Origin of the sequence: Pantoea brenneri, assembly GCF_038594305.1 — a bacterium.
Lineage (GTDB): Bacteria > Pseudomonadota > Gammaproteobacteria > Enterobacterales > Enterobacteriaceae > Pantoea > Pantoea brenneri.
On the sequence record NZ_JBCGBG010000001.1, the window covers coordinates 1240336 to 1255466 of the forward strand.

12 protein-coding genes are annotated in these 15131 nt (G+C 59.0%); 5 read left to right on the forward strand and 7 right to left on the reverse strand.

What is annotated here, in order from left to right; genetic code table 11:
* Positions 1-2964 (forward strand): virulence factor SrfB, encoded by a 2964-nt coding sequence (locus AABB92_RS05760; protein ID WP_046288333.1) that lies wholly within the window; start codon positions 1-3, stop codon positions 2962-2964.
* Positions 2961-5327, forward strand: a complete 2367-nt coding sequence (locus tag AABB92_RS05765) for a virulence factor SrfC family protein (protein WP_046288334.1) — start codon at positions 2961-2963, stop codon at positions 5325-5327. The genes AABB92_RS05760 and AABB92_RS05765 overlap by 4 nt, the downstream gene beginning before the upstream one ends.
* Here the strand turns inward: AABB92_RS05765 and AABB92_RS05770 are convergent.
* From AABB92_RS05770 to AABB92_RS05780, 3 genes are all read right to left on the reverse strand, one after another.
* The gene (locus AABB92_RS05770) at positions 5324-5590 is read right to left on the reverse strand and encodes a barstar family protein (protein WP_031377981.1); all 267 of its coding nucleotides are present in this window, start codon (positions 5588-5590) and stop codon (positions 5324-5326) included. The two genes, AABB92_RS05765 and AABB92_RS05770, sit on opposite strands and share 4 nt — an antisense overlap.
* A gap of 2 nt (positions 5591-5592) precedes the next feature.
* Positions 5593-6027, reverse strand: a complete 435-nt coding sequence (locus tag AABB92_RS05775; RefSeq protein WP_031377980.1) for a ribonuclease domain-containing protein — start codon at positions 6025-6027, stop codon at positions 5593-5595.
* A gap of 86 nt (positions 6028-6113) precedes the next feature.
* Complete coding sequence (locus AABB92_RS05780; RefSeq protein ID WP_009090299.1) at positions 6114-6455, reverse strand: helix-turn-helix domain-containing protein; 342 nt, start codon at positions 6453-6455, stop codon at positions 6114-6116.
* A 305-nt stretch (positions 6456-6760) separates the two neighbouring features.
* On the opposite strand from AABB92_RS05780, the gene AABB92_RS05785 reads away from it, so the two are divergent.
* Complete coding sequence (locus AABB92_RS05785; RefSeq protein ID WP_046288335.1) at positions 6761-7915, forward strand: efflux RND transporter periplasmic adaptor subunit; 1155 nt, start codon at positions 6761-6763, stop codon at positions 7913-7915.
* Positions 7916-7927: 12 nt separating this feature from the next.
* Complete coding sequence (gene oqxB, locus AABB92_RS05790; protein ID WP_031377624.1) at positions 7928-11080, forward strand: multidrug efflux RND transporter permease subunit OqxB; 3153 nt, start codon at positions 7928-7930, stop codon at positions 11078-11080.
* A gap of 206 nt (positions 11081-11286) precedes the next feature.
* Here oqxB and AABB92_RS05795 read toward each other — a convergent pair whose 3' ends face one another.
* The 4 genes from AABB92_RS05795 to AABB92_RS05810 all read right to left on the reverse strand — a co-directional run bounded on the left by AABB92_RS05795 (position 11287) and on the right by AABB92_RS05810 (position 13943).
* Positions 11287-11712 (reverse strand): type II toxin-antitoxin system HicB family antitoxin, encoded by a 426-nt coding sequence (locus AABB92_RS05795; RefSeq protein WP_031377623.1) that lies wholly within the window; start codon positions 11710-11712, stop codon positions 11287-11289.
* A gap of 24 nt (positions 11713-11736) precedes the next feature.
* Positions 11737-11919 carry a type II toxin-antitoxin system HicA family toxin gene (locus tag AABB92_RS05800; protein WP_031377622.1) on the reverse strand — a complete coding sequence of 61 codons (183 nt, stop codon included), beginning with the start codon at positions 11917-11919 and terminating at the stop codon, positions 11737-11739.
* Between the two features lie 137 nt (positions 11920-12056).
* Positions 12057-12551, reverse strand: coding sequence for an RrF2 family transcriptional regulator (locus AABB92_RS05805; protein WP_031377621.1), 495 nt, complete (start codon positions 12549-12551; stop codon positions 12057-12059).
* A gap of 207 nt (positions 12552-12758) precedes the next feature.
* Complete coding sequence (locus tag AABB92_RS05810) at positions 12759-13943, reverse strand: MFS transporter (RefSeq protein WP_031377620.1); 1185 nt, start codon at positions 13941-13943, stop codon at positions 12759-12761.
* Positions 13944-14147: 204 nt separating this feature from the next.
* On the opposite strand from AABB92_RS05810, the gene tus reads away from it, so the two are divergent.
* A complete protein-coding gene (tus, locus tag AABB92_RS05815) occupies positions 14148-15077 on the forward strand; it encodes a DNA replication terminus site-binding protein (protein WP_046288336.1) in 930 nt (309 codons plus the stop codon).
* Positions 15078-15131: the final 54 nt, after the last annotated feature.

The following is a 15131-nucleotide window of genomic DNA, read 5'->3' on the forward strand; positions in this document are numbered from 1 at the left end:
ATGCTGGCTCCCCTGATCGATGACAAACAAAAAATCTCGCTGATTGAAAACAGCGGTGTGCAATTTCTGGATTTTGGTCTGCAACTCTCTGCGACCCAGGCGCGCCGTCAGTTCGTGCGCCAGACTGCCAACGGCCCGCTGCTGCGGCTGAATGTTGATGGCAACAGCGGTAAGTTTCTGCTCTACCCGGAAGATGGTGGCGCACCGGAAGTGGTGCGTCCGGAGTCGGACATCGCGCTGGCTGATTCGCTGACCCTGCTCTCCGCCTGCTGGCTGCCGCTGCCGATGCTGCGTTGCGCCAGCGGACGGCGGTTTATTGGCGGACCGGAAAACTGGGCGCGGATGCGTCTGGTGGCGCTGGAGACGCCTGACGCGGCGGGCAATACCCATCGCGTCAGCCTGGCCTTTGATACCCGCTGCGTGGCGGAACAGGATGGCGGAGAGAAGCTGGGCCTGTCGGCAGCCGATGCGCAGAATGGCGTGACCTTTACGCTGGCCTGGCACAACTACGAGCTGGGTGAGTTTCTCGACCACACCTGGGTCGATGGCTGGCTGCGTGAAACCTTTACCGATCGGGTCTCTGACCGCCGTGAGCAGGCGATAAACCAGGCGCTGCGTGAGTTTGAATATCAGGCACACTACCTCAATCTGCTGGAGCTGCTGGGCGAACAGCTGAACCTCAGCGAGATCCACATTCAGGCCGCCACGCTGCAAACCCCCGCGGTTAACGTCGATATCATTCTGGACGTCGGAAATTCGCATACCTGCGGCATTCTGGTGGAAGATCATCCGGAAGAGAGCAACGGACTGAAGCAGACCTATGAGCTGCAGCTGCGTGATTTATCTCAGCCGCATCAGGTCTATAACGAACTGTTTGACAGCCGGCTGGAGTTTGCCGAAACCCGTTTCGGCAAAGAGAACTTCTCGCTGGAAAGCGGCCGCGAACAGGCCTTTATGTGGCCGTCGCTGACCCGCGTTGGTCGCGAAGCGAGCCGTCTGGCCCTGCAGCGCGTCGGCCTGGAAGGCAGTACCGGCCTCTCCAGCCCACGCCGCTATTTATGGGACGAAGCGCGCTACCAGCCAGGCTGGCGCTTTAATAATCCTGGTGCGCAGTCTGAACCGCTGGCCTGTGCCGCGCCCTTTACCACCCTGCTGAACGATGAAGGCCAGCCGCTCTATACGCTGCCGCTGGACGATCGTCTGCCGGTGTTTTCACCGCACTACAGCCGCAGTTCACTGATGACCTTTATGCTGTGCGAGCTGCTGGCCCAGGCCCTGATGCAGATGAACAGCGCTGCCCAGCGTCAGCGGATGCCGCAAAGCCACGCGCCGCGTCAGCTGCGGCATGTGATCCTGACGCTGCCTTCAGCGATGCCAAAACCGGAACGTGAAATTTTCCGCCGCCGGATGCAGGAGGCGATTGCGCTGGTGTGGAAAGCCGAAGGCTGGCTGAGCGACGACGAAGATGTCGCCCCGGCAGGCCCGCGCCACAGCCCGAAACCGCTGCCGGATGTGCAGATGGAGTGGGATGAGGCAACCTGTGGTCAGATGGTCTGGCTGTTTAATGAAACCCAGGTGAACTTTGCCGGTCGCGCCGAAGACTTTTTCAGCAGCATGGCCCGACCGGATCGCCCGCGTGAAGTGGATGAGCTGCCGGGTAAAAGTCTGCGTATCGCCTCAATTGATATCGGTGGCGGCACCACCGATCTGGCTATCACCCAGTACCGGCTGGATGATGGGCTCGGCAATAACGTGAAAATCACCCCGCGTCTGCTGTTCCGTGAAGGCTTCAAAGTGGCCGGTGACGATATCCTGCTGGATGTGATCCAGCTGTGGATCCTGCCAGCGCTGCAACAGCATCTGCATAAAGCCGGACTAACGCTGGCTGAGCCGCTGATGAACAAGCTTTTCGGTCACGACAGCCGGATGGACGGTCAGGCCACCTTACGCCAGCAGGTTACGCTGCAGCTGTTTATTCCCCTGGCGCAGGCGGTGCTGGAGCGCTACGAAAACTGGGATCCGCTGGAGAGTCACGCCGAGATCAACGCGCTGTTTGGCGAACTGGTAGAGCAGTCCCCTGGCGAGGCGGTGCTGGCGTTCGTTAACGGTGAAATTCAGCGTGAACTGGGCGTCAACAGCCGCTTCGACCTGTTGCAGGTGCCGCTGGTGGTCAGCCTGACGCAGCTGCACGGCGAGTTCATGCAGCACCGGATGGCGATTATTCCGGCGCTGCGCTCAATGTGCGAAGTGGTGTCGCTCTATCAGTGCGATGTGCTGCTGCTGACCGGCCGGCCGTCGCGCTTCCCCGGCATTCAGGCGCTGGTCCGCCATCTACAACCGCTGCCGGGCAGCCGTATTCTGTCGCTGGAAGGCTATCACACCAGCGACTGGTATCCGTTTAACAAGCATGGCCGCATTGATAATCCGAAATCGACCGCCGCCGTTGGCGCGATGCTCTGCCTGCTGGCACTGGACCTGCGCCTCAGCAGTTTCTGGTTCCGCGCCGGTGATTTTGAACCCTATTCCACCATCCGCTACCTCGGTATGCTGGATGAAAACCAGGCCCTGACCGACGAAAACATCTGTTACAGCGAGATCGACCTCGACGACGCCGGCTTTGCGCTGGATAAGAAAAGCAGCTTCCGTATTCGCGGCAACGTCTGTCTCGGCTTCCGCCAGCTGGATAACGATCGCTGGCCTGCCTCACCGCTCTACAGCCTGACGCTGAACGATGCGACTCTGGCGCGTAAAGTGGCCGGTGAAAGCGTGTTGCGCATCAAGCTGGCGGTGAAAGATGGCCCGGATGCGCCCGGTCCGGAAACGCTGGTGCTGAGCGATGCGCGGCTGGATGATGGCACCCGCGTGCCGCTGGAGCAGCTGAGTCTGAAACTGAATACCCTGTCAGCCACCGGCAACGCTAATGCGCAGTACTGGATTGACAGCGGGAGCGTATGTAAACGATGAAAGTCCTGAAACCCCGCCAGCCGCAGACGCTGGCTAAACGCCTTAACCTGCTGCAGGACGCCCTGAGCAACAGTCTGGCCTGGATTGAAACCACCCGCGAACAGTCGCCACGACTGGCGCTGGAAGCGGAAACCCTGTCCCTGCAACTGCGTCAGGCGCGGGTGCAGACCCAGGCGCTGGCACAGCAGGTGGTGCGGCCGGTGACGCTGGCGCTGTTTGGTCAGTCGCAGGCCGGTAAAGCCTGGCTGCTGAACGAGATGGTGGCCGATGCGCAGGGCCAGCTGGTAACCCGGCTGGGCGACAAATCGCTCAACTATTTTCAGCACATTAACCCCGGCAACCTCGATTTTGCGACCGCGACCCGCTTCTGTCATCAGCGTGAGCCGCTGTCGGGCGAATGGCCGGTCGAACTGACGCTGCTGACGGAAGCGGAAATCATCCGGCTGGTGATCGCCAGCGCACCCGATAGCGTGCCGCCGGATGTGGCGCTGATAGACAGTGGCTTACAGCGTTTGCAACGCCACTGCCTGACCAGCCCGCTGCCCGGTCTGGAGAGCGATGCGCTGGTGACGCTGTGGTCATGGTGCCGCCGCCGTCAGCACTATGACGCGCGCCTCGATCGTCACTTCTGGCCGCAGGCGGTTGAACTGGCACCGTGGCTGAGCGTCGACGATCGGGTACAGCTGTTTTCGCTGCTGTGGCCGAATCAACCGGCGCTCAACGATACCCTGCGCAGCCTGCTGCATTTACGCCACCAGCTGCGCAACAGCAGCCGGGTGCTGGCTCCGCTCAGCCTGCTGACTGACGCCGCTCTGCTGCCGGCCGAGCAGCTGATTGTGCCAGCCAGCGAGCAGGATCTGCAGCAGCCAATCGACGTCTGCCCGACCAACGGCAACCGCATCGGCAAGCCGCAAAGCGTGGCGCTGGGGTTACTGGCGTTGCTGACGCTGGAGGTGGTGATCCCGCTGAGCTCGACGCCGCGCACCGCGCTGTATGATGAGGCCGATATGCTGGAGCTGCCCGCACCGGGCCAGCCGAATGATGAGGCCGCTGCGGAAGATCGCCTGCGCCTGCAACAGCGCGATCCGCTGCGCGCAGCGCTGCTGGAACAGAAACGCGCCCTGCTGCCCGGCCTGTATGCCGCGCGTCAGGCCATCGACCTGCTGCTGGTCTGTACCGCCGCCAGCCAGCGTCAGGATGCCGATCGCGTCAGCCAGTCGCTGCGTGAATGGCAGCGTCTGCAACCGACGCTGGAAGCGGTGGAAAAACCCCGGCTGATCTGGGCTATCACGCCGCATGACGCCCGTCATCAGCAGATTAACGTCGATGAAGCGGTGCAACGTCAGATGGGACAACCGGGACGACACTGGGGATCGATGCTGGCGCTGGATCGGGCGGGCGTCGATCGCATGGCGAGCTGGTTACAGGATGAGATGCAGCCGGAAGCCCGTCGCGATCTGTTGCTGAGCCAGCTGGTACAGATTCAGCACACCGTGGTTGAGCGGCGTTTACTGCCGTGGACCGAGGCGGGTGCCAGCCCGGAGCAGGCAGCGCGCAAACAGAATATCGCCGATATCCTGCTGAAATGTTTACAGCACCGTACCGGCCTGCATGGCGAACTGCTGGAACGTCTGCAGCCGCCGCGTGAAGCGCTGCGCCAGCTGTGGCTCAATCAGTCGAGCCTGAGCAGCAGCACGCCGCATCCGCAGGCACCGGAAAATCAGTTCGGCATTGGTTTTGAATTTGATCTGTTCAGCCAGTCAGAGCCGGAGGTGCCGGTTCAGCCACGTCAGAGCGGGCACGGCGCACAACATTTTCCGCGCCAGGTGCTGCTGTTGTGGCTCGACCACCTGCGTCAGCTGCCGGAAAATCGCAGCCTGCTGGCGTTGCTGAATATTGATAAGGCGACCATGGAGTGGCTGGTGGAAGAGCTGATTACCGCCAGTTTCCGCACCGACATGACGCAAAAACTGCAGCAGGCGCTGCATGAGCCTGACAGCCACAGCATCACACATGAGTCGCGTGCCGATCGTCAGGTAACCCGGGCCATGACGGTGCTGGGTGACTTTGTTGCCTGGCTCGGGTTTTTGCAGCGTCCGGAGGCGGAGCGTCCGGCCAGCCGCGTTAATCGCGGTCAGGCGATCTTTACCCGTCCGCCGGCCCCGAGCGTCAACTTCAGCGCCGGTCAGCGGCTGACTAAACTGTCAGCGGCCCCGGCCAACCACACCGCCTATTACATCTACGACTGGCTGGTGGGCCTGAATCAGGTGATTATCGAAAACAACGGCTATACCGGCGGCGGCGATTTACCGCTGGCGGCGCGCGAGGCGCTGATCGCCCTGCTTAAACCGCTGCGCGTTTAATCCTTCACCAGGCGCAGTTCGCCGTTCAGCGACTGCGCCGCCTCTTCCAGTAACGCCAGCACCGGAGCCAGATCGGCATGATGTTCGGCGTAATGCTGCAGCCGCACTTCCGCCGGCAAGGCAATACCGCCGGTCAGCCAGTCCCACAGCGCATCCAGGTTGTTGCCAAAATAAGCAGGCGTACCGCCGCTCTGTGCGGCAAACTGCTGGTAGAATGCCGCGCGGCTGGTCAGCTGGCGCAGATCAAATTGCAGGATCAGCATTATCAGGGTACCTGTCGGAAGCTGCGATAGTGATCGGTGGAGAGCAGCACCAGCCCGTCGGAAGAGTAGACCAGCCGGTCGGCGTCGCGGCGTCCGCAGCGATAGTTGACGTCCGCTTCATACCACTGGCGGCCCGCCCGTTGTGGCAGGCGTTTCTCACGGTTGGCGAAGCGATCGCCGCCGATGGCTTTGCCGGGCAGCACCTCGCACAGATTGCCTTTGGCCGGATTCCAGCCGCGCTTGCGGGCTTCGCTTTTGGTCAGGTAGTAGTCCGGCAGCTGCTGATGTTGCAGCACCCAGCGCGCCACCGTATGGGCGTCGGTCAGCGTGGCGATGTCTGCCTGAGCAGGTGCCACAGAGGAGTTCAGATAAGGTTTAAGGCCGTAGAAAGCGGCCGCGAGGACCAGGAAAAGTCCAATCCAGAGTTTTTTTGACATGATGGCATCCGTGACGACAGGATGCAGATGATACCAGTTTTGCGCGCCGAAAAAAGCGCGGGCCAGACAGGCTGGCCCTGGCGAGGTTATGCAGCGTGCGAGTCACCGCTGTGTCGACGCCATGCACCCGGTGCGACGCCGTACTGACGTTTGAAGCTGCGATTAAACGACTGCTGCGAATCGAAACCTAATGAAATCGCCACGTTAAGGATCGGTTCATCGGTACTGGTCAGGCGATCGGCTGATTTTTTCAGCTTCTTCACCCGGATATATTCACCCAATGGATAGCCGGTGTGCTCTTTGAACATCCGTTGCAGGTGCCATTTAGAATAGCCCGCGCGCTCTGAGACGGTGTCCAGATCCAGCCGTGCTTCGATGTTGTTATCAATCCAGTCGATTAAATCGTGAATAAAGGCGTCACTCATCATTCCAGTCTCTCCCGTCGCCGTGGCGAACAGTATTAGTATTAGTATCAGTTGCAGTTACACTTAAAGGGTGACTGACTATGTCATTTAATGCAAGTTTTATTAGTACATTAAATGCCGCACATTTCTTAGGGTCTTTTGCCAGCCGCTTAGCTTTTAACCTGGCGACAACAAACCGCACATAAAGTGTATCTGTTATTCTTGCAGTTGCCAGCGACGCAAGCCTACACTCCTCGCGATTAATTGCAATCTTAAAAGTTGCAAATATTGGCCTGCGGGTCGTTTTCACTTATCGCGGAATAACAACAATGATTACCAACTGGGTTCGTCAGGGTTTTACCCTTTTAGGGATGGTACTGCTCATCAGCCAGCTAAGCGGTTGCGATGACGGTGTGGCACAAAACGCCCCGCCGCCGCCGCCCGAGGTCAGTGCCGCACCGGTGCTGATCAAGCCGGTCAGCCAGTGGGACAGTTTCAATGGCCGGGTTGAGGCGGTGCAGAGCGTGCAACTGCGTCCGCGCGTCTCAGGCTACATTGAGTCGGTTAATTATCGCGAAGGCGATGAGGTGAAGAAAGGTCAGGTGCTGTTTACCATCGACGACCGCAGCTATCGCGCGGCGCTGGAGCAGGCCAAAGCGGAATTAGCCCGCGCCCGCAGCCAGGCAAGCCTGGCCCGCAGCGAGTCGGGACGCAGCGAAAAGCTGATTGGCAGCCAGGCGATTTCGCGTGAAGCGTGGGAGCAGCGCCGTTCGGCCGCCAGCCAGGCGCAGGCGGATGTACTGGCCGCTGAAGCCGCCGTCGATATGGCGCAGCTGAATCTCGATTTTACCCGCGTTACCGCGCCGATTGATGGCCGCGCCAGCCGGGCGATGATCACCGCCGGCAATCTGGTGACCGCCGGCGATAGCGCCAGCGTACTGACCACGCTGGTCTCGCAGCAGAGCATGTATGTCTATTTCGACATCGATGAAAACACCTTCCTGCACTATCAGGCGATGGCGCGTCAGGGCCAGCAGCGCCATGCGTTGCCGGTTGAAATCGCGCTGGTCGGCGAACAGGGCTATCCGCATCAGGGCAAAGTGGACTTCCTGGATAACCAGCTGACCGCCAGCACCGGCACCATTCGTATGCGCGCCCTGCTCGACAATCAGCAGCGTCAGTTTACGCCAGGCCTGTTCGCCCGGGTCCGTCTGCCCGGCAGCGCGCAGTTTGAGGCGGTGCTGATTGATGACAAAGCGGTGTTAACCGACCAGGACCGTAAGTATGTCTACGTGGTAGACAGCGCAGGCAAAGCTCAGCGCCGTGATATCGATCCTGGCGCGATGGTGGACGGTCTGCGCATCGTCAAGTCGGGCCTGAAATCGGGCGATCGGGTGATCATCGCCGGTCTGCAAAAAGTGTTTATGCCCGGCATGCCGGTCACTGCTCAGCAGGTCGCCATGCGTGCGGCAACCGCTCAATAATCTGAGGCCGTTATGGACTTTTCCCGCTTTTTTATCGACCGGCCGATCTTTGCGGCGGTGTTATCGATACTGATCTTTGTCACCGGGCTAATCTCTATTCCGCTGCTGCCGATCAGTGAATATCCCGATGTGGTGCCGCCCAGCGTGCAGGTGCGTGCCGAATATCCGGGCGCGAACCCGAAAGTGATTGCTGATTCGGTGGCGACGCCACTGGAAGAGGCGATCAACGGGGTCGAAAACATGATGTACATGAAATCGGTGGCCGGTTCTGACGGCGTGCTGGTGACCACCGTCACCTTCCGTCCTGGCACCGATCCCGACCAGGCTCAGGTTCAGGTGCAGAACCGCGTGGCGCAGGCGGAAGCGCGGCTGCCGGAAGATGTGCGTCGGCTGGGTATCACTACCCAGAAGATGTCACCGACCCTGACGCTGGTGGTGCACATGTTCTCGCCCAACAACACTTACGATTCGCTCTATCTGCGTAACTACGCCACGTTGAAGGTGAAAGATGAGCTGGCGCGTCTGCCGGGTGTCGGCCAGATTCAGATTTTCGGTGCCGGTGAGTATGCGATGCGCGTCTGGCTCGATCCGAATAAAGTGGCGGCGCGTGGCCTGACCGCCTCTGATGTCGTCACCGCGATGCAGGAGCAGAACGTGCAGGTTTCTGCCGGTCAGCTGGGTGCCGAGCCGCTGAAAAAGCAGAGCGATTTTCTGCTGTCGATCAATACGCAGGGGCGGCTGGAGAGCGAACAGCAGTTTGGCGACATCATCTTAAAGACTTCTGAAGATGGTTCGCTGGTGCGGCTGCGCGACGTGGCACGTATCGAAATGGGCTCCGGCAGCTATGCCCTGCGCTCGCAGCTGAATAACAAAGATGCGGTCGGTATCGGCATCTTCCAGGCGCCCGGCGCTAACGCCATTGACCTCTCCAATGCGGTGCGCGCCAAAATGGATGAGCTGGCGACCCGCTTCCCCAATGACGTGAAATGGGCCGCGCCTTACGATCCGACCGTCTTCGTGCGTGATTCGATTAAAGCGGTGGTGCAGACCCTGCTGGAAGCGGTGGTGCTGGTCGTACTGGTGGTGATCCTGTTCCTGCAAACCTGGCGCGCCTCGATTATCCCGTTGCTGGCAGTGCCGGTTTCGGTGGTTGGCACCTTTAGCGTGCTCTATCTGCTCGGCTTCTCGCTGAATACCCTGAGCCTGTTTGGCCTGGTGCTGGCCATCGGGATTGTGGTGGATGACGCCATCGTGGTGGTGGAAAACGTCGAGCGTAACATTGAGATGGGGCTGACGCCGCGGGCGGCGGCGCATCAGGCGATGCGAGAGGTCTCCGGACCGATCATCGCCATCGCGCTGGTGCTGTGTGCGGTGTTTGTGCCGATGGCGTTTTTGTCAGGCGTGACCGGTCAGTTCTACAAGCAGTTCGCCACGACCATCGCCATTTCAACGGTGATCTCAGCGATTAACTCGCTGACGCTCTCTCCGGCGCTGGCGGCGATGCTGCTGAAAGATCATCATGCGGCCAAAGATATGCCGACCCGGATTATCGACCGGCTGTTTGGCTGGCTGTTCCGGCCGTTTAACCGCTTCTTCCAGCGCAGCGCCCACGGCTATGAAACCATGGTTGGTAAAACTCTGCGTCGGCGTGGTGCGGTATTTGGCGTCTATGTGCTGCTGCTGGCGGGTGCCGGTTTCATGTTCCACAGCGTGCCGGGCGGCTTTATTCCGACCCAGGATAAGCTCTACCTGATCGGCGGCGTTAAGATGCCGGAAGGCTCGTCACTGGCGCGCACCGATGAAGTGATTCGTAAGATGAGCGAAATCGGCATGCAGACCGAAGGCGTGGCGTATGCGGTGGCGTTTCCTGGCCTGAATGCGTTGCAGTTTACCAATACCCCGAATAGCGGCACGGTGTTCTTCGGCCTGAAACCGTTCAATCAACGCACCCACACCGCGGCGGAGATCAACGCCGAGATTAACGCCAAAATCGCCCGGATTCAGCAGGGCTTCGGCTTCTCGATTATGCCGCCGCCGATTCTGGGGCTGGGCCAGGGTTCGGGCTATTCGCTCTATGTGCAGGACCGCGCGGGCCTCGGTTATGGTGCGCTGCAGACCGCCATCAACACCATGTCGGGTGCCATTATGCAGACGCCGGGTATGCACTTCCCTATCTCCTCGTATCAGGCGAACGTTCCGCAGCTGGATGTGCAGGTTGACCGGGATAAAGCCAAAGCCCAGGGCGTGTCGCTGACCGATCTGTTCAGCACTTTGCAGACCTATCTCGGTTCGTCTTACGTCAATGACTTCAACCGTTTTGGCCGCACCTGGCGCGTAATGGCCCAGGCTGACGGTGATTTCCGCGACAGCGTGGAAGATATCGCCAACCTGCGGACCCGTAACGATCGCGGCGAGATGGTGCCGATTGGCAGCATGGTGACCATTTCGACCACCTACGGTCCCGACCCGGTGATTCGCTACAATGGCTATCCGGCCGCCGACCTGATTGGCGATGCCGATCCCCGGGTGCTCTCATCAGCCCAGGCGATGGCTCAGCTGGAAACGATGTCCGGTCAGCTGTTACCCAACGGCATGAACATCGAATGGACCGATCTGAGTTATCAGCAATCGACCCAGGGCAATACAGCGCTGATTGTGTTCCCGATGGCGGTGTTGCTGGCTTTCCTGGTGCTGGCCGCGCTGTATGAGAGCTGGACCCTGCCGCTGGCGGTGATCCTGATTGTGCCAATGACCATGCTCTCTGCGCTGGTAGGCGTCTGGCTGACCGGCGGCGATAACAATGTGTTTGTGCAGGTCGGACTGGTGGTGCTGATGGGGCTGGCCTGTAAGAACGCGATTCTGATCGTTGAGTTCGCCCGCGAGCTGGAAATGCAGGGCAAAGGGATTGTCGAGGCGGCGCTGGAAGCCTGTCGCCTGCGTCTGCGTCCGATCGTGATGACCTCCATTGCCTTTATCGCCGGAACAATTCCGCTGATTCTTGGCGAAGGTGCAGGTGCGGAAGTCCGCGGCGTGACCGGTATTACGGTGTTCTCCGGCATGCTCGGCGTTACGCTGTTCGGGCTGTTCCTGACGCCGGTGTTCTACGTCACCTTACGTAAGCTGGTGACGCGGAAAGCGAGCAAAACCGCGTTACAGACGGTATAAACTGCAAAAGGGCGACCGCGGGGTCGCCCTTTTTTTGGCTGTCGTTGCGAGCCACTGAATCTGCTCTCGCGGCTGCTGAAGATGGCAGGCAAGATAATTCGCCGTTATTCATCGCCGCGTTGAGCCGGAGATTGACACTAAAAAGCCCGCCAGGGCGGGCTTCAGACACCGGTTCACTGCCATGCGCTTTGCGGGCAACAACGGCGTTAAGTATGGATTTCGATTTGCGCTTTGCGTCCCAGTTGGGCCAGCGCCAGTTCCACTTTTTCGACTTTTGACGAGTGTTCAACATCCAGCAGGCGATCAACCTGAGGGCCATTCACGCCCAGTCGACGTGCCAGATCGGCTTTTCGGGTTCCTGTTTCGATCATGGCGTTATATAAGGCGGCTTTCATCGCCACCAACACCGGCAGATAAACCACATATTCGCCCGGCTGCGGTTCGCTGGCTGACGGGATGGGACGGCGCATATCCATTTCAAGCGAGATTGCGGTGACAATTCCATCTTCCGCTTCTAACAGCGCGCCATCAATCGTGTCGCCTACCGAATGCATTAACGGTAAATCCCGGCATGACACTTCATAACAGCCACTTTGTGCATCATGGTTTAATCTGACTGCGTAATTAAACATACCCTTACCTCATCAATCTCAGGATTACAGCCCCAGATCCTTTAAAATTTTTTTGCGGGTTCCCTCGGGCATTTCCTTTGCACCGTGATCGGGAAAAACAGACTGCCTCGCGCCCAAAAACACTTTGAAATGGCTGCTTCCGCTGCGGTGCTTTATTAAAATGGCGCCCTGTTGTAACAGCCAGCGCCGAAATTCACTGTATTTCATCGCGATCCCTCGCTTCAGTTCAGCCGTCACTCATCATAACAACAGTGATGCCTTACACAACACTTATGTTTATTTTGCCTGTTTTTCAATCATAACTGACCGGAATAAATGATTTTGCAGGCATAAAAAAAGCCGCATCAGCGGCCTTTTTTACACAGATCATCAATCTCATCGGGCTCCGGTTCCGGAACCGCCGTACAGTTGCTGGTGTCGCGTTTCTTCAGCTCATTAAGCGCATCTGCGACGGTGCGTTTCGCCAGCACGTCCAGCGACGCCTGCTCGGCTTCATCGGCAATCGATTTGAAGTACCAGCAGAGATTGGCGCTGACCAGGCAACGTGGCGCGACATCGGGCCGCGCCGCCCAGATTTTTTTGTCTTCAATGACCGAGACGTAGATGTCCCGCAGGGTAATCTCTGCTGCGGGGCGACCCAGATGGATCGAACCGGTACGGCCCAGCGTCGAGACGATAATGCCGTCACGGGTCAGCGGGACCATTAATTTTCGAATGAAACTGGGATTCGCTTCCAACCCGTAGGCCAGAATCGCGCTGGTAGAGCGTTTTCCCATTTGCTCCGCCATCGCTACGCTCAGAACCATTTGCAAAGCTGTCGGGAAGCGGTAATCAAGCATTTCTTTATCCTGAGTTGCGGTGCATCTTATTGTTTTATTGCCGCATAAGTGAACAATCAATGAGCAATAAATATAACAAACACTGTTGCTTTTTAGAAGCAAGCCAGCGGTGACAAGGCACGTATTCACCAAAGCCGGCAGCCTGATAGCACAAGGTGCTTAGCCTGCTAACAGCCCGCGTCATCGGCGTTCCGCGCAGTCAGCATGCTACGCGATGTCGGCTGGCGCGGCGGGTAACCGGTGTTTCAGTATCATCACCAACACCACGTTAAAGATTGCTAACGCGCAAAGCAACCACAGTGTTGCTGAACCCCCCATCCTTTCAAATACATAGCCGCCGATCAACGGCGTCAGCGCCTGTCCCATCAACGCCGGGCGGGCCATCCGGCCCACCACAATCGCATAAGACTCTGGTTTGACCATCGCCAGCGGTAAAGTTCCGCGCACAATGGCACGTAAACCATTCCCTGCGCCGTAAAGCACCATGCTCAGCAGCGCCATCTGCGGTGCCAGTGCCAGCAACAGCAAGCCAAGCGCCACCAGGCCGACCGAGAAAAAAGTGGTGCGAATCGGATGGCTGCGCTTAAAGGCGACATCGACAATCCGCGCCCCCACCTGACACGGACCCAGCACCGCGCTGATCGCCAGCGCCGAGGTCAGCGTGTGGCCACTGGCCTGCAACAGGGTAATCAGCTGCACGGAAATGGCGGTCATGATTACCGATGCCAGGGTGAAGATGGCGCACAGCAGCCAGAACAAGCCCGGGGCAATGTCAGCGGAGGACGATTGCGGGCTACGGGTGTTAACCGGCCTTACCGCCCGCGTTGCCGGTAAAGCATACAGATACGCTGGCAGCACGCAGAGCGTTAACAGCCCGGCAATCGCCAGACAAGCGCCCCGCCAGCCGAGGACGTGAATCAACAGCGCCGTGCCCGGCCATACCAGGGTGGTACAGAAGCCGGAAATCAGGGTAATGCCGGTAATCGCTGCACGCGCCTGAGCGCCATAACAGGTGCCGAGGGTAGCAAACAGCGCATCATACAGCCCCATCGCCATCCCGACGCCGATAATCACCCAGGCGAACAGCAACAGCGGCAGATGATAGCTGAAAGCCATGATCACCAGCCCCAGCGCCATCACCGCCCCACTCATCGCCAGCAGCAGGCGGCCACCGGTGCGGGCAATAATCCGGCCGCTGAGCGGCGCCAGCAGTCCTGACACCAGAATGCCGGTCGACAGTGCGCCATAAATCCACTGCTGCGACCAGCCGGTTTCCATGGCGATCGGGTTCGCCATCACCGCCATCAGATAGAACGATCCACCCCACGACAGTATCTGTATCGCGCCGAGCGTAATAATGGCGGCGACGCCGGGTTTGTTGGTCTGGTTCACATCAGCTATCCGTTAGCGGGCAAACCATTTTTATAACATGTTCTGAGATAAGGAAAAATGCATGCCGCCTTTTGCGCCTGCTTACGCCCGGATGGCGGCACGGTTGTTAACGGTATTACTAACAGTATGTTGTAACTAGTGTCGCTATTGCGCCCAGTCACCGCTTCTGCCACATTATGTACGTTGTAACTATGGAGGCTCAACATGGCGCGCTACGACTTAGTGTCAGATATGCATCAATGCGTAAACGATTTAGAACAGGCGCTGGGCGAGCTGCGCCAGCAGATTGAGGCCCAGCCGTTGCTGATTGCCCGGGTATTCAGCCTGCCGCCGATAGTGAAAGGCCGTGAGCATGAGGCGATTACTCAAATCGCGGTGGAGCAGCATCTGGGGCAGCATGCCTTAACGCTGGCGCTGAACCACTACTGCCGTCTGTTCATGCAGCATCAGTCGGAGCAGCTCAGCACCAAGGCGGCGGTCCGTCTGCCGGGTGCGCTGTGCATTGAATGCGATGAGCAGCGTGAGGCGGAAATCAGCGCGCTGGTCGACAGCATCAATCAGCTTAAAGCGCGACTGGAGCAGCTGATTACGGTTGAGTCCGGCTTGCCAAGCGAGGCACGCTTCGAATTTGTCCACCAGCATCTGCGCGGGCTGATCACCCTGAATGCCTATCGCACTATCACCCTGCTCAGCGCACCGGACAGCCTGCGTTTTGGCTGGGCGAATAAGCACATCATCAAAAATATGCAGCGTGAAGAGGTGATCGCTCAGCTGGAAAAAAGCCTGAAGGCCGGACGGGCGCAGGCGCCGTGGTCACGCGAACAGTGGGCAGAAAAAGTGCAGGAGGAGTTAGCCAGCGTGCGCGCCCTGCCCGCCTCGGCCCGGCTGAAAATTAAGCGACCGGTGAAAGTCCAGCCGGTGGCGCGGGTCTGGCGTGCCGAACAGAAAAAGCAGACGCAGCTGGCCTGTCCATCGCCGATTCTGGTGATCTGCCGCGATCGCAGCCAGGTGCCGGTGCTGGGTGAACTGCTGAATTACGATGCCGATAACATTACCTATCGCCATAAGCCAGCCGCCGAGCCGCTTAACCTGCTGATCCCGCGGCTGCATCTGTGGGTCGACTGCCCGATTTAAGCCATAAAAAAGGCCAGCACGCGCTGGCCTTTTTACAGCAGATGTACAGCAGAC